The 22,428-nt window shown below is 29.6% G+C and carries 18 protein-coding genes; 4 read left to right on the top strand and 14 right to left on the bottom strand.

The annotated features are described in order from the left end of the window. Nucleotides 1–79: 79 nt before the first annotated feature. From ACUSRV_RS03525 to ACUSRV_RS03515, 3 genes are read right to left on the bottom strand one after another with little or no spacing between them, the layout of a single operon-like run. Complete coding sequence (locus tag ACUSRV_RS03525) at nucleotides 80–1,246, bottom strand: ABC transporter permease (protein WP_490140540.1); 1,167 nt, start codon at nucleotides 1,244–1,246, stop codon at nucleotides 80–82. Beyond that, on the bottom strand, nucleotides 1,233–2,381 hold the full coding sequence (locus ACUSRV_RS03520) for an ABC transporter permease (protein WP_490140539.1): 1,149 nt from the start codon (nucleotides 2,379–2,381) through the stop codon (nucleotides 1,233–1,235). Before ACUSRV_RS03520 ends, ACUSRV_RS03525 begins: the two co-directional genes overlap by 14 nt. Before the next feature lie 10 nt (nucleotides 2,382–2,391). Beyond that, complete coding sequence (locus tag ACUSRV_RS03515) at nucleotides 2,392–3,324, bottom strand: ABC transporter ATP-binding protein (RefSeq protein WP_490140538.1); 933 nt, start codon at nucleotides 3,322–3,324, stop codon at nucleotides 2,392–2,394. A gap of 304 nt (nucleotides 3,325–3,628) precedes the next feature. Here ACUSRV_RS03515 and ACUSRV_RS03510 point away from each other — a divergent pair, with 304 nt between their 5' ends. From ACUSRV_RS03510 to ACUSRV_RS03495, 4 genes are all read left to right on the top strand, one after another. Beyond that, nucleotides 3,629–4,936 (top strand): PQQ-dependent sugar dehydrogenase, encoded by a 1,308-nt coding sequence (locus ACUSRV_RS03510; RefSeq protein ID WP_490140537.1) that lies wholly within the window; start codon nucleotides 3,629–3,631, stop codon nucleotides 4,934–4,936. A 134-nt stretch (nucleotides 4,937–5,070) separates the two neighbouring features. Further along, nucleotides 5,071–5,568: a hypothetical protein gene (locus ACUSRV_RS03505; RefSeq protein WP_490140991.1), complete on the top strand. Its 498-nt coding sequence runs from the start codon at nucleotides 5,071–5,073 to the stop codon at nucleotides 5,566–5,568. Between the two features lie 61 nt (nucleotides 5,569–5,629). Next, a complete protein-coding gene (locus ACUSRV_RS03500) occupies nucleotides 5,630–6,691 on the top strand; it encodes a sensor histidine kinase (protein ID WP_490140536.1) in 1,062 nt (353 codons plus the stop codon). Between the two features lie 23 nt (nucleotides 6,692–6,714). Continuing rightward, a complete protein-coding gene (locus tag ACUSRV_RS03495; RefSeq protein WP_490140535.1) occupies nucleotides 6,715–7,335 on the top strand; it encodes a response regulator transcription factor in 621 nt (206 codons plus the stop codon). 45 nt (nucleotides 7,336–7,380) lie between these two features. On the opposite strand, the gene ACUSRV_RS03490 is transcribed toward ACUSRV_RS03495, so the two are convergent. The 11 genes from ACUSRV_RS03490 to ACUSRV_RS03440 form a co-directional block, all read right to left on the bottom strand. Further along, nucleotides 7,381–9,633 carry a putative bifunctional diguanylate cyclase/phosphodiesterase gene (locus ACUSRV_RS03490; RefSeq protein WP_490140534.1) on the bottom strand — a complete coding sequence of 751 codons (2,253 nt, stop codon included), beginning with the start codon at nucleotides 9,631–9,633 and terminating at the stop codon, nucleotides 7,381–7,383. A 160-nt stretch (nucleotides 9,634–9,793) separates the two neighbouring features. Continuing rightward, a complete protein-coding gene (locus ACUSRV_RS03485; protein ID WP_490140533.1) occupies nucleotides 9,794–11,266 on the bottom strand; it encodes a protein adenylyltransferase SelO in 1,473 nt (490 codons plus the stop codon). Nucleotides 11,267–11,665: 399 nt separating this feature from the next. Further along, on the bottom strand, nucleotides 11,666–12,352 hold the full coding sequence (locus ACUSRV_RS03480) for a sialate O-acetylesterase (RefSeq protein WP_490140990.1): 687 nt from the start codon (nucleotides 12,350–12,352) through the stop codon (nucleotides 11,666–11,668). A gap of 421 nt (nucleotides 12,353–12,773) precedes the next feature. Beyond that, complete coding sequence (locus ACUSRV_RS03475; RefSeq protein WP_490140532.1) at nucleotides 12,774–13,340, bottom strand: GNAT family N-acetyltransferase; 567 nt, start codon at nucleotides 13,338–13,340, stop codon at nucleotides 12,774–12,776. Between the two features lie 684 nt (nucleotides 13,341–14,024). Beyond that, nucleotides 14,025–15,881: an ATP-binding protein gene (locus tag ACUSRV_RS03470; protein ID WP_490140531.1), complete on the bottom strand. Its 1,857-nt coding sequence runs from the start codon at nucleotides 15,879–15,881 to the stop codon at nucleotides 14,025–14,027. Between the two features lie 1,088 nt (nucleotides 15,882–16,969). Next, on the bottom strand, nucleotides 16,970–18,361 hold the full coding sequence (locus tag ACUSRV_RS03465) for a DUF6179 domain-containing protein (RefSeq protein ID WP_490140530.1): 1,392 nt from the start codon (nucleotides 18,359–18,361) through the stop codon (nucleotides 16,970–16,972). Further along, on the bottom strand, nucleotides 18,361–18,804 hold the full coding sequence (locus tag ACUSRV_RS03460; protein WP_490140529.1) for a DUF6323 family protein: 444 nt from the start codon (nucleotides 18,802–18,804) through the stop codon (nucleotides 18,361–18,363). Before ACUSRV_RS03460 ends, ACUSRV_RS03465 begins: the two co-directional genes overlap by 1 nt. Nucleotides 18,805–19,054: 250 nt before the next feature. Then, nucleotides 19,055–20,986 carry an alkyl/aryl-sulfatase gene (locus tag ACUSRV_RS03455; RefSeq protein ID WP_490140528.1) on the bottom strand — a complete coding sequence of 644 codons (1,932 nt, stop codon included), beginning with the start codon at nucleotides 20,984–20,986 and terminating at the stop codon, nucleotides 19,055–19,057. Between the two features lie 214 nt (nucleotides 20,987–21,200). After that, nucleotides 21,201–21,461 (bottom strand): hypothetical protein, encoded by a 261-nt coding sequence (locus ACUSRV_RS03450; protein ID WP_490140527.1) that lies wholly within the window; start codon nucleotides 21,459–21,461, stop codon nucleotides 21,201–21,203. A 47-nt stretch (nucleotides 21,462–21,508) separates the two neighbouring features. Continuing rightward, entirely contained in the window at nucleotides 21,509–21,880 is a 372-nt protein-coding gene (locus tag ACUSRV_RS03445; protein WP_490140526.1) for an SHOCT-like domain-containing protein, read from the bottom strand. A gap of 22 nt (nucleotides 21,881–21,902) precedes the next feature. Beyond that, nucleotides 21,903–22,268, bottom strand: a complete 366-nt coding sequence (locus ACUSRV_RS03440; protein ID WP_490140525.1) for a DUF2089 domain-containing protein — start codon at nucleotides 22,266–22,268, stop codon at nucleotides 21,903–21,905. Between the last annotated feature and the right edge of the window lie 160 nt (nucleotides 22,269–22,428).

The raw sequence follows: 22,428 nt of genomic DNA, 5'->3' as shown, positions 1-22,428 counted from the left end.
ACCTCATCTTAATACAGTTTATTCCCATTTTATCAATTTGGTGAGCTTTTAAATTTAGATTTACAAAAGAATATTAGATTTAATTGCTCATTCTCTTTTGTTTTATAACTACAAGGGTCACTGAGAGGGTCGCCAAAGCAAATCCAATAACTATTAGCATATTTAAAAATATTGGTGTAAGATTTTCCATATTAAGGTTAACCAGATAAGCTATACTATTGTTAGCTTTTACATACCAATAAGTTGGCGTAAAGCTTGCAATCTTTAATACTGTCTTTCCTAACAAGAACTGAGGTACAAACACGCCTCCTATGAAACAAGTTCCTAAAGAAACACCATTTGCAGCTGCAGACATGACATTTCTGTTTTTTACAACATTTCCTATTAAAAAGCTTATGCTAAGTGCTGCAAGGGTAAATACAAAGGAGTTTAATAAAAATAGTAAGCCCTTGGCGGTAAACATATAACTTTTATACATAATAAAACTGGTTAAAGTCATTGCAAACCAGGCAAATATTGCAAAGCTAAGATTTCCAAGTATCATTTGGAAGTTCATGCTTTTAAGTTTTACTGGTGAACAAAGATTTCTCTTTTTTAAATCTGTATTATTAAAGACAATCATAACAGAGCAAACACCTAAAATTAATATTGCAAACAATGCATAAGCCATAAAATTAAAGTACAATGCAGCCTTTTCATTTTTAGAAGTTTCCTCTAAAGAATTTATCAGCTTGACTTCAGTTTTTTGTGACAAATCATTTTCAATATAGCTTAAAAGATCTTCATCCGATAAATCCTTAATATTACTAGTATATGTTTTTGCAGTGTTTAAATATTTATTTATTATACTATCAAGGTATATTCCACTAGTTGATCCCGGTACTGTGGTCTTTTCAATATTTATTGGTTTCCCACTTAAAAGCCCTTCTGTAAAGCCCTTAGGAACTCTTACTATATATTCTACTTCTCTAAAAAACAAAGCATCTTGAAGCTCTTTTTTATCATCTGGTATATTTATTATGTTGGCATTTCTGCTTAGATAATTTTTTAGATCTTCAACAATCTTTGAATTAGTATCATTATTTATAAATACCATATTAACTTTTGTTTCTGTAAAGTTTGTATTTACAGGTTTGTTGTTAGTATTTGCAAGACCTACTGCTAATAATATAAATACTACAACATAAATCATTAATTGGGATATGTTTTTTAAAATTACTTTAAAAAATGCTTTATAAACTTGCATATTTCTCCCTCCTTAATACAAAGTAGGTAATTATGCTAAAAACTACAGACAAACCACAAAGCATAGCAATATCTGTGAAAAATTGAGTGTGAGTATCATAATAATATAGTGAATAAAAGCTATCTGCTATCAAATTTACTGGGTTAAGATATCCTAAAATAGGTGCATTTTGGTTAACGATGTATTTCATTTTATCGTACATCATCCCTGATAAAAATGACATTGTATTAATAAATATAACTAGAATTGCTATTTTAAGTCCTTCACCTTTTTTGATTACTGAGGCAATTAAGGTACCAAAGGTAACTCCTGTAATTGTTCCTATTAAACAAGTTAGCGCTATATAACTCATTTGATTCCCAAAGTCTATTTTTAGTATAAAAACCAAATAACATATTAAAACAAACATTTGAATTAGCTGAACTGTAGTTGCTGCAACCATAGAAGCTATAAATATTTTTAGCTTATGGGTAGGAGCCATGTTAACTCTTGCACCCTGTGGAGATAAATCAGATTGTAGAGCTGTTACTTCTTTTACTCCAAGAAAACTTCCGTATAGACAAGCCATGGCAATTAAGGTATAAAAGTAGTTTACAATAGTATTAGGATCTGATTTACTTAGGGAAACTTCTTTAAGGTAATCAGTTCTATTTGAAATACTGTCTAAAAGCCCATTTTGAACTGCCTCAGGGTTTTTGCTAATAATTGTTCCCACTGTAGATGTGGTCTGTTTAAAGTCGTCTATGAAACTTTTTATTATAGTTTGATTTATACCCGATTGCTTCACAACAAGATTTATCTTATTGTCAAAATAAATGTAACCTTCAATTTTGCTATCTTTTAGAAGATCTTCCACTTCTTTTCTTGATGTATATTCTATATCAAATAGATTACTTTCACTTTTATTAGAACTTTTAACAGATTCAATTACTTTAATAAAATCTGTATTTTTCTTATACTCATCATCTTTTACTATTCCAATTTTAATTTCAGAAAACTTTTCTGCACTTGAAATATTAGATAAAGCCATATTGAATAATGTAGCCAAAAGTATTGGAAACATAAGAGTCCAAAACATATTCTGTTTATCTCTTACAATGCATTTAAGCCTGTATAAATAGTTATGAAAAAACATAATTTACCCCCTAATCTCTAAGCTCTTTACCTGTTATTTCTAAGAATACATCATTCAATGTAGGTGGCTCAGAATAAATCTTTCCAATAGGTACATCCTTTGACTTTAGATAATCTAACAAAGCAACAAGGTTATTTTTACCGTTACTTGATTTTGCAACAAGTAAATTCCCTTCATATTGTGCAGAAACTATATTTGGAAGATTTCTAACACCCTCTAATATGCTATTATCTATTTTAAATATTTCAACAGTAAGTTTTTCACCTGAATTTATCATTCCTTTTAGTTCGTCATTAGTTCCAGTTGCTATTATTTTCCCTTTATCCATAATTGCTATTTTCGTACAAATTTGTTCAACCTCTTCCATATAGTGAGAAGTATAAACAATTGTGGTTCCTTCTTTATTAAGTTTTTGTATTCCCTCTAATATATTGTTTCTGCTCTGAGGGTCAACTGCAACTGTTGGTTCATCTAGTATAACTAGCTTTGGCTTATGAGCAATCCCACAGGCAATATTTAATCTGCGAAGTAAACCTCCACTTAACTTTTTTGGATAAAACTTTCTAAAATCATTCAGGCCAACAAAGTCTATAGCTTCTTCTACAAGCTCTTTGCGTCTTTTTTTGTCTGTAATGTACAGTCCACAAAAATAATCAATGTTTTCATAAACATTTAGTTCTTCGAATACTGCGACATTTTGCATTATTATACCTATATTACGTTTAATATCATAAGCATCTGGTGACATTGGTTTGTCATATATTTCTATATTACCCTTATCGTATTTAAGAAGAGATAAAATACAGTTAATTGCAGTAGTTTTTCCAGAACCATTAGGTCCTAGAAGACCAAATATCTCTCCTTCATTTACTTCTAGATTTAGATGATCTAGTGCAATTAAATCACCATATCTTTTTACTAGATTTTTAACATTTATTATCATAGAGCTACCTCCAATTATTTATCAAGTTTTTCTTTCTATATATTAATAATATTCTATTTATCCTTAATTTGTAAGTGAGCATACTCCAAGTTTGATATGACAAATGTAACAATAATCTTGAAGTGTTTTTGCATTGCAATAGCACCATGAGAAAACTCCCAACATATACTTATAAAGAATACCCTAAGAAGGAGTGTAGAAATCATTGAAAAAAGTTAATGTTAGTTTACAACCCATTGTTAATAATATAAATTTACCTACTGTTTTAAAAACAACTATACTTCCAGGTGACTCAGTAGAAAGTTTGTTTATTGCAACCCAAGTAGGTGAAATTTTTTATATAAGAAATAAAACTTTAAAAACTTTTTTAGATATTCGCCAGAGAATCATAAAATTAGGTACTTCTAATGGAGGTTATGATGAACGTGGACTGCTTGGTTTAGCCTTTCATCCTAAGTTTTATTACAATGGTCTTTTTTATCTTCATTATTCATTAGCTGAAACACAAGGTCCAGGAGCTCTTTCAGGACCTTTTAAGCCTGACCCATGTGATCTTAAAACCTTAAACCTAAAATGGATTAATAGGGAAAATCAATATGATCATATTGATACAGTTGAAGAATGGATTTTGCAATCAAATGGCCAACCTAAAAAACGTCGTACATTACTAAACTTAAGAAGACCATTTGCTAATCATAATGGTGTTAACAGCCTAAACTTTTCACCAGAAACAGGAAGACTTGTACTAACAACTGGAGATGGAGGCTCAGGCTATGATCCATTTAATTTAAGTCAGGATATTATGGAAGTTGCCGGTAAAATAATTGAAATTGATGTATCATTTAATACACTTATTGATAATCCACCCGTAGTAACACGATTTAGTGAACTTCCTACCCCTATTCAAAGAACGCTTACAGTAATAGCAAAAGGAGTTAGAAATATTCCTGGCATTTCATTTCAAAGATATTATAATAGATACATTAAGTATGTAGGTAACGTTGGTCAGGATTTGGTAGAATCAATTTTTTCATTTATTCACTATAAGCCAATAACAGTAACTGAGATTATTAAAGCTTCTTTACAAAACCTTGAACCAGACCAGGAAGGATTTATTAATTTTGGTTGGAGAGGATGGGAAGGTTCTTTTCCTACTACTATTATAAGTAGTTGTTCTACAGATTCTAATTTAGAGGAGAAAACAATTGCATATTACAATGAAGCAATACAAACTTCTGTTAGTCGTATACAGCCATTAACTTGTTATTATCATAGAGATGTACGACCTGATAAATTTACTGGTTCAGCAATTACAGGAGTTCAGCCATATATAGGAAATAGAATCCCTGATTTAACGGGATTCGTTGTGTTTACCGATTTTGCCATGGAGGAAGAATCTCCAACAAAAGGGGTTTTAGCTTATACTAAAGTAAGAACAGATTGCAAACTAAATGACTTTGGTGTTATTGAAACGGATTATAATTTTGGGTCTCAATCATCTTTTTATGTTAGTTTGGGATCAAATCTTGCTCAAACAAAACTATATTTAGGGGTTTATGGCTCTAGGAATGTAACTGATTTTAACCAAGGTACTGTTTTTGAAATTGTTTAATGATTTTAAAATTAAAAATAACTTCCTGAAGGTATATTTTGAAAATATACCTTCAGCACTTATATAGAATTATATATAAGTCATTATTCTATATTATTAATATCATCTTATGGGAGGTTGTTTAATTGAAAAAAATGAATATAAGTAGATTTATTTCTGTTGGAGGCATATTAACAACAATAGCTGTACTATTCCAATCAGCACCTTTATTTTTGCCAGTAATTGGGTTGGCTTTAAGTCCATTAAGTACTCTCCCTATTGCAATGGCTGCTGTTTATAATGTTTCTCTTGGTTTTACAGTATTTCTTTCATCTGTATTAATTCTAACTATGTTTAGTGTTCAGGAAACAATAATTCTGTTTTTTACAACAGGGCTATTAGGTATCGTTATGGGGGCATTTCTTTATAGGAAGGGAATAATAATTTCTATATTATTTTCAAGCATAGCACTATCTCTTGGGATGATATTTTTAACTTATGTAATAAGAATTTCGTCCTTTGTAGATTTTACTAGTTCATTATCTAATTTTTTAACATTTATAATTTTTTTCATATTTTCATTTGTTTACTCCAGTATCTGGAATATTTGTTTTAGAAAATTCATGAGTTATCTAATAAAAATAATTGATTAGATAGCCATTATATATTATACTAAAGCGAAATAATATTGACTATAAAGGTTTGGTAGATAAAATGAAAAAATTAATTGATAAGCTCGTTATTTTAATTATTTCCTTAGCTTTGTATATACCTGATGCAAATAACATATACATGATTGTACCTATATTAATATCTATAGCTTTAAGTGCAATTTTAAGCTACTTAGAAAATGAACGTATTACAACAATAGTATTTATCATTTATTTAATTGTTTGTTTTTTTATGCCTAATTTCTTGTTCTTTATTCCACTTATTTGTTATGATGCAGTACTTCTTAAATCCAAAGGAATATGGATTTTATCGTTCCTACCATTGATAACAAATTCTACTGTGGCACTTTTCATGCCAAAGTGGTTAATTGCAGCCTTTATTCTAACTTCCTATGCTTTAAAATGCCGTACTATTTCTCTTATAACCATTGAAAAAGAATATTATAAGCTTCGTGATAATACCAAAGAAATATCAATACAGCTTGAAAAACAGAATAAAGAACTTTTGGAAAAACAGGATTATGAAATAAACCTTGCAACTTTAACTGAAAGAAATAGAATAGCAAGGGATATTCACGATAATGTTGGGCATTTACTTTCAAGATCTATACTTCAAATTGGGGCACTCCTTGTCATAAATAAAGATGAGCAATCAAAAGAAAGCTTGATAATTATAAAAGATACTCTATCTGAGGCAATGGATAGCATACGTGACAGCGTACATAATTTACATGAAAAATCAGTTGATCTTCAAACTGAAATACAAAAATTAGTTGATAACTTTAAATTTTGCTCTATTAAATTTAATTGCCATATTGAAACAAACATAGAAAAAAATATTAAACATTGCTTTATAACAGTGACAAAAGAAGCTTTGTCAAATATTATAAAGCATTCAAATGCAACTGAAGTCTCAATTACAATTCGTGAACATCCTGCCCTTTACCAATTAGTTATACAGGACAATGGTTCATCTTTCAGCTACAATAGTGAAAATGGAATTGGAATAAAAAACATTAATGATAGAGTTGTATCTGTAGGTGGCAACATTAATATTAGTAATGAAAAAGGGTTTAGAATTTTTATATCAATACCGAAAAAATAAGTATTTTGAAAGGATATGTAAATATGAGGGTATTAATAATCGATGATGATAAATTAGTATGTGTAGCTCTCAAAACTATATTAGAATCTGAAGAAGATATATCTGTAGTTGGTACCGGCCATAACGGAAATGACGCTATCAAACTCTATAACGATTTAGAACCTGATATTTTATTAATGGATATAAGAATGGAAAAAATGACAGGACTAGATGCTGGAGAACATATTTTAAAAACGTGTAAAAGTGCAAAAATTCTATTTCTAACTACTTTTTCTGACGATGAATATATAGTAAAAGCTCTAAAAATAGGAGCTAAGGGCTATATTATAAAACAGAACTTTGAATGTATTGTGCCTTCATTGAAGGCTGTATATATGGGACAAAGCGTCTTTGGTGATGACATCGTCTCAAAAATTCCAACCTTAATTAATAAAAGCAATAAAGCTGACTTTTCAGGTTTTGGAATTACAGAAAAGGAACTAGATATTATAAAAGCTGTAGCTGAAGGACTTAGCAATAAAGAAATAGCCAATAGTCTTTATTTAAGCGAAGGTACTGTTAGAAACAGCCTAACAACAATTTTAGGGAAGTTGAATCTCAGAGATAGAACACAACTTGTTGTATTCTATTATAATAATAAATAAAAAGACCCACCATTGTGTAAGTCATGGTGGGTGCTGTTAATATGATTAATTATTTCTTTTCAGCAACTTAATAGCATCTTCTTCTGAAAGAGGTTTGCTAAATAAGTAACCTTGCATGATATCACACTGGTTTTCTATTAAGAAGTCCTTCTGTTCCTGAATTTCAACACCTTCTGCTACTACATTAAGTCCGAGTTTATGGCTCATAGAAATAATGTCTCCTGCTATTAGCTCTTTATATTCTTTAGTAGATATTTTACTTATAAAATATTTATCAATTTTTACAGTATCGATATTTAGCTCCCCTAATCTTGAAAAAGATGAATATCCTGTTCCAAAATCATCTAGAGATATTGTTATTTTATTTTCTCTTAAGTTTTTCAGTTTTTCATTGATAATATCGTAATTATTCAAAAGTACAGATTCAGTTATTTCTAATTCAAGATTTGACTCTTTAATATTAGTTTCTTTGATAATATTAGCAACTGTATCTGTAAAGTCTTTACTACTAAGTTGAATTCCCGATATATTTACAGCTACTTTAACCTCACTATATCCTCGGTTTATTATAGTATTTATAAAACCACAAGCTCTTTTTAATATAAAATTGCCAAGAGGAATTATCAATTGCTTCCTTTCTGCCACATCGATGAACTCTATTGGTGATACGAATCCAAGATTTTCAGTTTTCATTCGAGCCAAAGCTTCAAAAGCAACAATTTTATTATTTTTTAAATCAACTAATGGATGATATTGTAAATAAAGTTTTTCTGTATTTTCTTCAGATAAGGCAGTCCTTAGATCTTTTTCAATTAAGTCCTCCCTTTGAATTTTATTTTCCATAAGTTCATTGAAAAAAATGTAGTTTACAGAATCATTATTTTTAATATAATCTAGTGAAATTAAAGTATTCTTCAGTATTTTATCAAAATTATCGTGCTTATTATCGATTTCAACTATACCTATTTGTTCGCTTAAATGCTGTTCTCCATCTTTTACTCTAAAAGGATTATTAAATATTTCGCTAATTCTATTTATAATCGAAATCAATTCTTTTCTATCATTATAATTTTTTACGTATAAGACAAATCTGCTAGCTGAAAATCTAAAAAGTTTTTTATTATCATCTTCAAATACCTTGATTTCTCTACTTAATTTTTTTAAAAGTTCATCCCCATATTCAAGGCCATATGTCATATTGACAACTCTAAAATCTCTAAAATTTATTAATAATACAGCTTTGTTTTTACTTTTATTTTTCTCGATTTCTTCAGTTAAAAAATCTTTTAGATATTGGCTATTTGGTAACCCAGTTAATGTGTCATAATATGCCATTTGAATTAATATTTTATCTTTTTTATATATAAAATACATTGTATAAATTAGTGAAATATATATAATCAACAAAGTTGATATCCCTGTTATTGCAACATTTCTTACAATTACCTCTGTAGATTTTAATGATTTTTCAATAGCTAACGTTCCTATTTTTTCTCTTTCAACATATACAGGTACAAAAACTTTGTATTTATTTTCTCCGTTAACATTTTCTATATAACTATAATGTCTATCCCCAATAATTGCAGCCTTAGCCTCTTGGTCATTAATTTCTTTACCAATACTTTTACTATCAGTACTTCCACTAACCTTAAAATCATTATCTATAAAGCAAATTTTATTTACATCTCCAACATCTTTCATTTCATTGAGTAGTCGTTGGGTTTCAAAACTACCAAGAAAACTATGAATTTTCTGTGCTGTTACACCTATTTGAACAAAGCCTCCATTAGAATCTTTGAAATAGGCATATTTGTAATACATTTTTGTTTCTGTGTCTTGCCTTATAGCCTCAACAAGACTTATTTCGTTACTAATCATAAAATTATAAACAGGGTGTCCTTCATATGCCTTCCATCCAACAAATTTACCTGTATTTGAATAAATTATTCTTCCTTGAGAGTTATAATAAAAAATTACATCCATTTCTAATTTTTCTGCTAGTACTTTAAGCTCTTCGTTGCTACTGTAGTTATTATGCGACGCTATGGTTTTACTAGCTTCAAAAAGCTTTTCTTCAAGTAATTCATTTACAACTCTGGCTGCCTTTGCTGATTTAGATAAGTGATATGAATAGTTTTTAGCTATATCAGTTGAATTCTCTTTTATTTGATTATAATAGTGATCTTCTACATTTTTTATTATAGTGTAACTGATAATAAAAAATATTAAGGTTGTAATCATAAATGGTACTATAAAAATTTTTATGTCCGATTTTTTAAATCTGTTCCTATGCTCCAACCCTTGAACCCCCAAACCCTTATTCTTTCTTATAATTTATTATACATTAATATTATCGGTCAATTACTTGAATATATTAACAATTGTTAAAATATAGTCAATTAATAATATAAATAGCCGACTAAGGTTTAATATCTCACCTTAGTCGGCTATTTATATATTAGGTACCGCAAAATGTTCTATAAGAACAACTTGATTGTGGGGGCAGTTTGGTGTAATCATCTTGTTCAGGTAAATGAGCATATGGTTTTGAAAGAACATTGAGAAGTTTATCCATTACACTATAGTCTCCTCTTTGTGCAGCCTCTAATGCCTCTTCCACTCTATGATTTCTAGGGATTACAGATGGATTTGAACTTCTCATCAATTCATGAGATGATTCTTTTGTTTCTACCTGTCTATCTATTCTAGCTTGCCACATTTCATACCACTTAGTAAACTCTTCTTTACCAAACATAACATTATCTTCTAGCTTATTAAAAGTTAGTGCACGGAATGTATTTGTATAGTCGGCACCATACTTTTGCATAATGCTTAAAAGGTCGTCAATAAGGGATTCATCATCTGGCTCATCGTTAAATATTCCTAGCTTTGATCTCATTCCAGCTAACCAATTAGAGTAATACAAGTCAGTGAAATCTGAAACTGCATTTTGTGCTATCTCAACAGCCTTGTCCTCATCCTCATGTAGTAGTGGAATTAGGGTTTCAGCAAATCTAGTTAGATTCCACCCTCCAATATTTGGCTGATTTCCATATGCATATCGTCCACGACGGTCAATAGAACTAAATACCGTTGCTGGGTCATATGTATCCATGAAGGCACAAGGACCATAATCAATACTTTCCCCACTAATAGTCATATTGTCGGTGTTCATCACTCCGTGGATAAATCCAACTAATTGCCATTTAGCAATGAGGGATGCTTGACGCTTGATTACTTCTTTAAGTAGTGAAAGGTATCTATTTTCATCAGCTTCAACTTCTGGATAATGTCTTTTAATTGTATAATTAGCAAGAGCTTTGAGTTCTTCTACAGTTCCCCATGCTGAAACAAATTGAAAAGTACCTACACGGATATGACTATCAGCCACACGTGTTAATATTGCGCCAAGTAAATTAGTTTCACGTTGTACTAACTCACCAGTTGTTACAACGGCTAGACTTCGAGTTGTAGGAATCGTAAGGGCATGCATTGCTTCGCTTATTATGTATTCACGTAGCATAGGTCCAAGTGCTGCTCTACCATCGCCTCCACGGGAATATGGAGTTCTTCCTGGGCCCTTAAGCTGAATATCAAATCTTTCACCTGATGGAGTAATCTGTTCTCCAAGTAGTATAGCTCGGCCGTCACCTAACATCGTAAAATGCCCAAATTGATGCCCTGCATAAGCTTGAGCAATAGGCAAAGCACCTTTTGGAATTTTATTCCCAGCAAATACTTCTACATTTTCACTTTTTTTTAGTTCATTGGGGTTTAATCCCAGTGATTTTGCCAAGGAATCATTGAGAATAATCAACCTAGGCGAGAGTACAGGCGTTGGGTTAGTAATACTAAAAAATGACTTGGGTAAGCGAGCATAACTATTGTCGAAGTTCCATCCTGTTTTTACTGTTTCATTTTTCTCTGCCATCTTATCTCCTCTCTTTATTCTTTAGTTTTGTATTTTAAGTTTTTTCTTAGTATCTGCTTATGAAAATTTATTATACTATTTCAACACAAGGATAAGTTCCTTTAAATAACAAAACTTTACAAGTCTTGCCCACAAAAATAATCTAATTTTTTTATTCTATTTTCTATGAAATTAAACATTTCTTCATCTGCTCCAGCAATGATGGTATCATATATATCAAAATCAAATTCACCGCGACCTGTAGTTGCTGCCTCTATGTTTTTGGAGATATTATATTTATTACATACGTCAGATATTATATTATATACTTCTAGTACATAATCTGTAGTGTGTTTTGAACTTGATCTTATTAAATATGGTATCTTTTGTTCCTTTATTTCTTCATCTAATTCTATTTTATTAAATGTTTATCTGTATGAATTGAGATTCGAATTCATCATATGATATTTTTCCTAATGCCAAATCCATACTTTTTATATATATCTTTTCTGCTTTGGTATGTGTTCTAGAATAACTAAGATTTATCAACTCATTTTCATTAATTAATGGCTTCAATACATGTTGATTATTAGAAAAGGCTTCAAAATATCGCAAACCAAATTTTCTTTGAGAAATTGCATCAATATGAATAACATCAAGATTAGAAGTTAAACCTGAGGCTGTGACAAAGTAACAATTATCTTGTTCAAAAGCAAATTTTTGTAACTCTTCATTAATAAAGTTATATTCAGTACAGTGTTTTCCAAATCCCTCTTTGCCTAAAAAATCTCCTAAACCACCAATAACGAGAGGAATATCTGGAGCATTCAACTCCTTTCTAAGAGCCTCAATAATTAAAAGTAATTTTTTGTAATAGACTTTGTAGTTACCATTAAAACTATCACTTTCTCCTTGATACCATAGGATTCCTGTTAATTCACTACTTTGCATAGCAAATTTAGCTTCAGTTATTGCATGTCTAAAAAGTGCTTGATTTACAGCCCATTCATCCAGTGAGCTTCCACCTTCAGCACAAGAAATTAAGCCAATAATATCTTCTTGATTTTGACGACACCATGAATCTGCAAATGAACCGGCCAGACTTATTCCCGAAACAGGTCGGTCCTAATTGATGAACTCAGCCATCGTTTGCCATCTACCATTACGCAACATTTGTATTCTTTCATTATAAATCGGGGGTACTTCATGAATAAATCCTCTTCCAGCCATATTCGACTGTCCTAACATTAAAAACGATTTAACCATTTTTTTCATCCTTTCTTGCTTCAGTAGATTTTCCTAGATATTAAAACCTACTAAATTTAACGTTAGTCTAATTAGACTAATGCCATTTAAATATTATAGTCTAATTAGACTAATCGTCAACTATATTTTTTCAGTAGTCTCCACTATCTTTGCATATTTATGCATTATCTTTCTGTTATACCATTTCAATATACTTGTATCTAAAAAAACCGTGCTGGATACCAGCACGGTTATTATGTTTATAATTGTATTAACAAAATCTTTACTCAGGTTTAATACCGTTTAAGAATAGACACATAAAGTATTCATCCGAATAAGATCCATCTGCATATTTCAGTGCATGTTTCTTTGTACCATAAATCTCAAAACCTAAATTTTGATACATTGAAATAGCACGATTATTTTGAGTGACAACTTCAAGTTCAAGTTGTTCAACACCTTTTTCTTTGCACCATTTAATACATTCCTGCATCAATTTCTTACCAATACCCATGTTCCAATAATCCCTTCTTACAACAATACCCATTGCTGCTCTATGAAGAAACCTCTTATTATTTATAACTATTCCAACTGAACAATTTGCTATAATTCTACCATCTATTTCCGCAATTAGAAAAAGGTTATTCTCATCACTTATACTATTTCTAATAAATTCTCTTTCTTGTTCCAGGGTGAAATTAAATTCACCAGGTTCACGTGCTAAGAATTTTGTTTCACTATCAACAGCTTGCATTAAATTGATTAAATCTTGTTCATCACCTATTTCTGGAATACGCACAATAAGTTTTTGACCATTCTTTAATGTATACTCATTTCTATAAAGTTTCATAGAATCCCCCTTATTTAAAATAAATTAATGTACTAAGTACATATACCTACTAACATATCACTAACAGATTATTTCGTATAACTACAGTATTCCCGACAGCAATTAGTTATTTTATATTATACTGATTGTAAAAATTTATAAAAAATCGTTTTACATTTTTATTTATTCTCTCTTTTCATTAATATGCAAATCATAGGCTATTTAATAAAGTTTCTTTTCATTACAAAATGTTTGAATCTAGAAAACATTGCTTTTATTTGTTTTTCCGTTGTACCTATGTATCTATGCTAGTATTTTCTACCTTTAGTTCATTTAATTTAAATATCCTTACAAAACTATAGCCCCTATTGGATAATAGTACCATATTGCACTATCATCCAATAGAGGCTATATAATATTATTATAGATAAATATTAACAAACTATAAATATTTCTATTAAAAATCAAAATCCCCTCAGACAAAAAGTCTGAGGGAACATAAAAAACACTCAACGTGTGTTTTGATAGAAAAATGATACTAATATGTAATAATTTTCATTTTCGTAAAAATATGCCCCCTTAAAGCAAGGGGGTCGTATAATTTCTAGACTTGTACCTTTACGTAAAACAATGTGTTGCTAACGGTAATTTTAAAAATTTTGTTTGCCCTATTGATATCTCAGCTACTAAGTATTACATATTTTATTAGTTATATATATCTGAAAACTCAATGTTAATTCTCTGAACCCTGTCCATATTGTTATTATCAAGTTTATCCATCTCCATAGAATCATTTTCTGCAACTAGAAATACAGGAAGTTCTATAGTAATTTCCGTACCTTGTCCATTCTCGCTTTGAGCGTAAATGTTTCCTTCAAGTCCTTCTACTAGCGCCTTCACAAGTGATAGCCCTATACCACTACCTTCACACGCCCTATGCAAAGATGTATCAACCTGTCTAAAACGATCAAAAATAATATCTATTTTATCATGTGGAATTCCTATACCAGTATCTTTTACTGAAATGGCTATTTTATCTTTTTTATCAAAAATACTTACAAAAATACTTCCTCCTGAAGGAGTAAATTTAATTGAATTAGACAAAAGATTGAGTATAATTCTTTCAATACTATCTGGATCACATCCTATTACCTTTTCTTCCACATCTGTATCAAATATAACATTAATACCTCTAGACTCTGCATAATTTGCTACAGATAGAGTTATGTCTTCTATTACAGATACTATGTTATGATTTCTAAAATTAAATTTTAAAAATCCTGAATCGATACGTGTAATATCAATAAGATTATTTATCAATCTTAGGAGTCTATAACTATTCTGCTTCATCAATGGCATATACTTTAATACATTGTCATATATTTCACAACGAACTGTAGGAGCATGCTTTCTTTCAATCAACTGAATAGAGGATAAAATTATATTTAAAGGTGTTTTTAGTTCATGAGATAGATTAGAGAAAAATTGTGTCTTAAGATTATCATATTCTTCTATATTGGCTGCCATTTGATCAAAAGCTTGAGCTGCTAATGCAATTTCATCTTTTCCAGTAATATTTGTGCGAACGTTTAAATTACCTTTTGACATCTCCATCGCAGATGACTTAAGTATAGATATTGGATGAAGTATTTGTCTTCCTATAAAAATGCTTGCTAATATCCCTGCTGCAACTAGAAATAATAGCATAATTATATCACTTTTCATATCACTAAGAGTTCTAACTAAAACTTCATCATATGAATTGTTAGCAAAGGCAACCCACCCTAGCTTATTTATAGGTACATTTACCCCTATCATATTTTCTCCAGTAATAGGGGATTTGATTTTTCTTATTTTTACAATCTCACCCTTTAACACAGTATTTAAAATAGGAACTTCTTTAACACTAATATTCTTACTAGCTATATTAGAAATTCCATATCTATATATGAAAACCCCCTGACTATCAACCAAACCGAAGGAACTATAACCTATTCCTCTGTTTGCAGGTAAAACTTTATTCAGGTCCTCTATATTTATAGTAGCCATGATTATCCCTTTTAGTACATTATCTTTTCTTATACCTCTTGCAACTACAAAAACTGGTTTACCATCCACACGAGAAATTACCATATCCGAAAGTACCTTATTCTCACCATTTTTAATTTTATTAAGATAATCTCGCCCAGCAAGTGAAACGCCAAGGGCCTTCGGATTAGAACTTGCAGTAATTTTCAGTGTAGATATGTCTATCCATGAGTATTGTTTTATAGTTGCCTGATTTTCCGATATAGATCTCATATAATTTCCTATTTCTTCACTATTTACAATATTGTTATTAGAAATTGTGAGTCCCATAGAAAGTTCATTATCCCATATCCCATCAACATAATTTGTGAAAGTTGAACTTACAGCTTGGGCAAAATCCTCATTAGATTTTAATTCTTGATCTATGCTTTTTTCAAATTCACTATGCATATTAAAAACCTGAAAAATGATATTCGGAATGAATATTACTAAAATCATAAAATGCAGCTTTTTCTTAATGCTTAAATTCCCCATTTTTATCTCCCATCAATTTATATTCATCTTCTTTATAAGATAAAAATATTGTGATAACCACAAACAACATACATAATAATACTCTTATATCCATAATAAATGCGACTAATTTTGAGATATTGTTAAATGCGATTTACTTTTATATCTTTTTCATCAATAATATTTATAATGCTACCGATCTTTATTATAATCCTTTAGATATATACATAATATTAATGTAAAAAAGCAAACTTATTTTATGTGAATTTTCTTATAATAATATTAATTATAGCAAATATATAATTATTTTTCATACTTTCTACAAAAGTAGTTTATATTCGACAAGATGAATTTTATAAACCCCCATAACAAAAATTCCCCTAAAACCTATAAAGTTTTAAGGAACATAAAACACACTTCAATTTTTACTTAAAATCCTTCAAAACGTTGATATAAAGCTCTTTCTTCTTAAGCTTCACTATAGTCTCAACGTGCGTGAGAACGTAATTTCTATACAATATAACAGAACTATTATTTATTTTAGTCAATAGATATATTACCCCACTTATATTATTGTATTGAAATATCTCACCCCTCTGAAAGCCTAAAATCATCAAAAACATAGTCTATAATCTTTAAAACTAAAATTGCATAAAATAAAAAATCCCTTAAAAACCCAATAAATTGGGCATTTTCAAGGACTTTATATTTTACTTTTTAATCAATTTCATCACATTTTCAATATGTCACGAGACCTCAATTTTGAGTCGGATTCTTACTTATTAGAGCTAAAGTTTAAAAATTTGATTCTGTCTATTAACTAGTTTCAAATCTTTTTTTTGACTTGTAAACTTAATCTTGTACTTCATACTTCAAATGTCTTTTTCAATTCATTCACGTTTAAATAGTTCTCTACAGCATCATCATAAGCAGCACATCTACCTTTTTCTATCGCAGTAGCAAAAACAGTATTTGGGGTATCAATGTTTATGTCAAATGATATTTTGTTCTCAATGATCTACAAAGTGCATTGGTATAAATAATTTAGGAGATAAGTTTTCAATGAAATATTCTCCACCTAAATAATAACTTTCCTCAAGTCTATAAGTTTATATATTATTTATTATATCCTCTATAGTTTTCAGCCTCGTTTTTTCTAAGCTTTTTAAAAACTCTATATAATGATTTTGCCATTCATGATCTATACTGATTTTGTGCAATAACATTTTTTCTAAATATAGCTTGTCCATCCTATATTCACCATGAAATACGTACTTACCTAACATAGATAATTCTATATCACCTAATGATTTAAATAACTCTATAAATTCTTCTTCAAATAAGCAATTGCTTTTTAACATATCCATAAAATCTTTTGTAGAATTTAGATGTTCCCTAATTAGATCTATTTTTTTAGATATATATTCAGATTCTGTTATTTCTTCAATAACTAATTTAAATTCTTCATCAGATAACTTATTCTCTTCATCTATTATAAAATTACTCTTACCTACTTCTTTTATTTCAGTTACCACTAATATATTTCTAAGATTATTTATCTCAAGTGCTGATATAGTTGTAGCTATTATACTGTTCTTATATTTTTCTATATAATCTATTTCATATTTATCTTCTATTTTCATATCATATATTAGCTTATCTACACATGAATTTATTAACCTTTCTACATCTTCCTTATTTAAATTATTAAGGTTCTCTTCTAGGTAATTATATTGAAATTCACTAATGTCCAATCTTCCACTAGGATTTCTTGCCATAATAGAAAATATAGCATTAGTTATAGTTAGTTCAAAAATATTTATAAGCAAGTCCCTATAGTTTGTATCATACATATTTCCATAAAAATCTAGTATACTCTCTACATCTTCATCTCCAAAATAACTACAAATCTTATTTTCTATATATATATTCCAAAGATAATTTTTGATATAACATAGGCCTTGAATATCCCAATCATCAAAAGCTAAAGGATAATCTATACTTCCAGGTATTTCATGAGGTTCAAATTCAATATTATAGTTTCTAAAGAAATCACCTATCCCATTAATTAAAGTATCATTATAAGCTATTAGTTGGGTTTTTAATTTGTTATCTACTATAACATTATAAAGATCCTTAGTTCTATCAAACTCTTCCTGTAAAATACTTTGTCCCTTTAAATACATTTCTTCAACATCTTCATTTTTTATTGCTTCAATGCCGTCTCCTAATTTTTCAAAACTATCTATATACGCATCTATTGTATACCAAATTGCAATAATAAGTTTTTCAGCAGTTTCAATAGTTACAGAACTACTTTGCCCTCTAGTATACTTCATGATAACATCTTTTAAAATTTCTGATATTTTAATTTGAATATTGTAAGTAGTACGTTCATCTAAAATTTTCGCTCTTACACATTCCTTAATAATTGAGATAGTATATTGGCTCTTAATGAGATTGCTAGGATCAAATTCAGTGTTTTTAAATTGTAAATTCATTATCTATCTCTATCCTTTCCCCATTTATAATCTTGTGCAAATTTCTCAACCTTATTTTGTACGTTATCGATTCTACCACTACATTCATTATAAAATTCATCTATTATTTCTAATATCTCTATATCGCTTATTTCATCTAAAGTTTCATTTTTCAAATAATAAAAAATGTCCTGCAAATCATTTATTAACTCCACATAATCATCCTTGTCAGTATATTGAGATATATACAAATTCTCTATAAGCTGCTTTGTTACGTTTATATTTAGATCTATTCTTCCATAGCTTTGTAATGTATGCTTTCGTGATTTTATTATCTCTTCAACATCATCTTTGCTTAAACTTAATCCATACTGTTCTGATTCACTATTCATTTGTAGAATTTCATTTTTTTGTATAGTATTTAAGCTTGAATTTAATGAACTTAATATAATTGATGAAGCCATTTTTATCATCCCCTTTTTGAAAATATATATTGACTTTGTATTAGTTTTGTGTTATTATTATATTGATAGGTATTTATACTAGATTTCTTGCATAACCTTAATTGTATTACGATTATATATATTTGTCAACACACCAAAGGCATACCAATATGCTTTTTTTTATTGCACAAAAAAAGTTACTTTAGTATTAAGAACTTCTTAATACTAAAGCAACTCTTGACTATAAACTTTACTTTTTGATATTCATCAACTACTTTGATACAGGTGTCATTATATTAAATCTTTGATTTATAGTATCTTGTAGATCTAAAAATATATTCCACTTATTGATATCTCCCTCTACTATTATCTTTGAACTATCTATCTTTTTATTAGTTGTTGCTAAATCATACAATATCTCTTTTGGCATAGTAACAGTAACAGCTACATCTTCATCTAACTCATTATTTAAATATCTAAATATTCCTCGCTTGACCTCTGTTGAAGCTACTTCTTCTCTATCTGGAATAACAAAATTAATTTTATAATCAAAATCACCAGCTTTTAATCCTTCTATTCGTATACTAAGTAAATAGATAACATCTTCAATGGATAAATTGTTTAATACATCCTCAGAAATAAACGAACCACTAATTGGAATAACTCCATATCGTAGTTCCTGAGCACCCATTAAATATTCATTTCTCCAAGGCCCTGATTCAGCAATATATCCTAATTGCTCTAAGGCATCAGCACAAAGCAACTTTGCATCTTTATTATTTGGGTTTGCATATATAACTTGTTTAGTAACCTCTGCAACCCATTGATATTCTCCGTCCATGAACGACTTTCTAGCCTTTTCTAAAACACTATACTCTCCACCCATATATTCTACGTATTTTTTTGCTGATTCTTCTGGTAGTAATTTATTTAGATCAACAGGATTTCCATTGTACCAGCCAAGATACCTTTGATAAACTGCCTTTGCATTATGGATGACAGTTCCATAAAATTCACTATTGTACCATTCATCCGAAAGACTATTAGGAAGTTTAACCATCCTTCCAACCTCTTCTATTGTATGTCCTTTATTTATTAGCCTTAAAGTTTGATCATTTATGTATTGATATAAATCTCTTTGTTTCTCCAGATAGTCAATACATGATTCATTTCCGAAACGAGGCCAATTATGAACTCCAAACACTGAAGTTAGAGTATCCCCCCATAAATCAATTGCGCTCTGTATACCTCTTGCCCAGGCAACTGCGTCTCTAACTTTAGCACCTCTTAAAGTTAATAAATTATGAAGAGTTGCATTACAATCCTCCGCAATACATAGAGATTGTTCACTTGGTATATATACAAACATTTCTGACGGTGCTTCAGTATTTAGAACTAATTTAAACTCCATTTCAACACCATCAACTACTTTTTCTGTATATTCCTCATTAATTTCATTAATGTTTCTTGTGAAAGTTACCGTTCCAGTTGATGTGCCTTTTCCAATTCCGTTATCTATCTTACCTTTCTCGTCTTTAGGTAACTCTACGCCATACATATAAATACCACGTCGAGACATTGCAACGCCAACAGTTACATTCTCCTCTAAAGCGGAATTTATAAAATTTTGAGGTGCATAAATCTCAATATCTTCTTTAGCAAAATTATCTACAACACCTAATATTCCTCCATAGTGGTCTTCATGAGAATGGGTAATAATAACTGCACTTACAGGAATATCTCCAAAATAATTATTAGCAAAACTTAGAGCCGCCTCCGCCGTTTCTTTTGAACTCAAACAATCAATTACAATCCAACCAGTATTTCCTTTAATCAAAGTCATATTGGCAAAATCAAAACCTCTAACCTGATATATATTGTCAGTAACCTTAAACAGTCCTGTATTTAAATTTAAGTTACCTTGTACCCACAGTTTTGGATTAACCGTAGAAGGTATATAGTTGTTAAATAAAAAAGAATATCTACTTAAATCCCATGCAGGAATATAAGAACCCTCTTTTCTAATTACGGGCAATCCTCCATTAACAATCATTCCTTCTTTTGCCAAGTTGTTTTCGTTTTCTATTTTACTCCAATTCATTTTTTTGTATGTTTCTTGATTTATTAACCCTGTTCTACGTGTTGCATTTTTTCTTAAATCCACAGCTACTTTTTCTTGGTCCTTTTTATAATTAAAATTCATAATATACCCCCCGATAATGTAACCTCCTATATTTTCTATATATAATAATTTATGCCGTTTACTAAATATAAATTATTATTTAGTAGAAAATAAAAAACCGCAAACTAAGATACTAACTTCACCTTAATCAGCGGTTATATTCTATGATATATGATTTACGCTATCTTACCCTTATAAGTAAGAACTAGGTATATAAATCTACGAAATCCGTCTCCTAAATAACTACTTTTACCTCTGTTCCGTCTCCAGCTTTTACATCCACCATTGTCAAACCTTTATAGTCCTTTAAAACATCAATACCTTTTCTAAGCTCCTTAAAATCAATACTATCAACATATTGTCTTTGCTCTTCAGGGATATACCTTTTAGCAAATGATACTCCAAAACCTCCAAAACCAAGAACTGCCTTCACAATACTTATTGGCGCCAGTATTTTAAAACTTCTCCCACTGTCAAGCTTTACATAAATCTTCAACTTTATTCTTCCTTTCATTTAATAGATATGCTACGATTAACAGTTTATTATTCTATAGTAACTTCTACTATGTCTCCATTGCTACTTTTTACATCCACTATTTTTCCCTCAAGTCCTGAGTCAATTGCATCCATAATCATTCTTATATCTATTCCCTCTTGATCTGAAATTCCTGGTATCTTAATATTATTAACAGCATTTCCTATTGCCTTCAAAAACTTGATAGGGACATTTACATTTACAGTATCGTCTGTAGACGATAATACTCTAACTCTAAGCATTTTCTCTGAATTTCCTGATACAGGTAACTGGTGTGATTCAGTAGACTTGTTAATAGCTTCAATAAGTTCTACAGCCTTATCAGAATCAATTTTTCCGTCTTCAACCATTTTAAAAATTCTTCTAATTTCTTCTTTCATTTTTTAACCATCCTTCCTTATTTTAATTTTCTTTCATCATTTTTATCGCTTGATCGACTGAAATTTCTCCTTTTTCAAGAAGATCAAGCGTCTCCTTATTATCAGGTGTAGGCTTTTTTACCAAGGTATAACCAAGAGCAGAAATAACTTCATCAAGCTTAGCCCTTACAGTTGGATAGGATATACCCAACTCTTTTTCAACATCTTTAATATTTCCTCTACACTTTAAGAATACTTCCATAAAGTTAAGATGGTCTTCTTCCAGGTATTCAAACTTAGAAAGTTCAAATTCATTTTCGATTACAGTGCTGCATTTATTACATTTAAGTTTAACAACCCTTAGATTATCATTGCAGACTGGACATTTGCTTATTAATCTATATGCCATAAATTTCATCCCCTTTGCTATATTTTTATAATAACATCAATTTTCAGATTAATCAATGCGTAAGTTAAATATTTTAATTTATATATTTAAATATTTTAAAATTATTAATTATTATATTAAACATTTCAATTTGTATTTTAAATATATAAAAAAATTCATA

The organism is Sporacetigenium sp. TC11, assembly GCF_058146105.1.
The sequence above is the reverse complement of the archived record's forward strand: the minus strand, read 5'-3'. Positions and strand labels throughout refer to the sequence as shown.

Excerpts from the sequence above, each read along its gene's own strand:
- ACUSRV_RS03525 (WP_490140540.1), bottom strand. The coding sequence starts at position 1,246 with ATGCAAGTTTATAAAGCATTTTTTAAAGTAATTTTAAAAAACATATCC.
- ACUSRV_RS03520 (WP_490140539.1), bottom strand. The coding sequence starts at position 2,381 with ATGTTTTTTCATAACTATTTATACAGGCTTAAATGCATTGTAAGAGAT.
- ACUSRV_RS03515 (WP_490140538.1), bottom strand. The coding sequence starts at position 3,324 with ATGATAATAAATGTTAAAAATCTAGTAAAAAGATATGGTGATTTAATT.
- ACUSRV_RS03505 (WP_490140991.1), top strand. The coding sequence starts at position 5,071 with ATGAATATAAGTAGATTTATTTCTGTTGGAGGCATATTAACAACAATA.
- ACUSRV_RS03500 (WP_490140536.1), top strand. The coding sequence starts at position 5,630 with ATGAAAAAATTAATTGATAAGCTCGTTATTTTAATTATTTCCTTAGCT.
- ACUSRV_RS03495 (WP_490140535.1), top strand. The coding sequence starts at position 6,715 with ATGAGGGTATTAATAATCGATGATGATAAATTAGTATGTGTAGCTCTC.
- ACUSRV_RS03485 (WP_490140533.1), bottom strand. The coding sequence starts at position 11,266 with ATGGCAGAGAAAAATGAAACAGTAAAAACAGGATGGAACTTCGACAAT.
- ACUSRV_RS03475 (WP_490140532.1), bottom strand. The coding sequence starts at position 13,340 with ATGAAACTTTATAGAAATGAGTATACATTAAAGAATGGTCAAAAACTT.
- ACUSRV_RS03470 (WP_490140531.1), bottom strand. The coding sequence starts at position 15,881 with ATGGGGAATTTAAGCATTAAGAAAAAGCTGCATTTTATGATTTTAGTA.
- ACUSRV_RS03465 (WP_490140530.1), bottom strand. The coding sequence starts at position 18,361 with ATGAATTTACAATTTAAAAACACTGAATTTGATCCTAGCAATCTCATT.
- ACUSRV_RS03460 (WP_490140529.1), bottom strand. The coding sequence starts at position 18,804 with ATGGCTTCATCAATTATATTAAGTTCATTAAATTCAAGCTTAAATACT.
- ACUSRV_RS03455 (WP_490140528.1), bottom strand. The coding sequence starts at position 20,986 with ATGAATTTTAATTATAAAAAGGACCAAGAAAAAGTAGCTGTGGATTTA.
- ACUSRV_RS03445 (WP_490140526.1), bottom strand. The coding sequence starts at position 21,880 with ATGAAAGAAGAAATTAGAAGAATTTTTAAAATGGTTGAAGACGGAAAA.
- ACUSRV_RS03440 (WP_490140525.1), bottom strand. The coding sequence starts at position 22,268 with ATGGCATATAGATTAATAAGCAAATGTCCAGTCTGCAATGATAATCTA.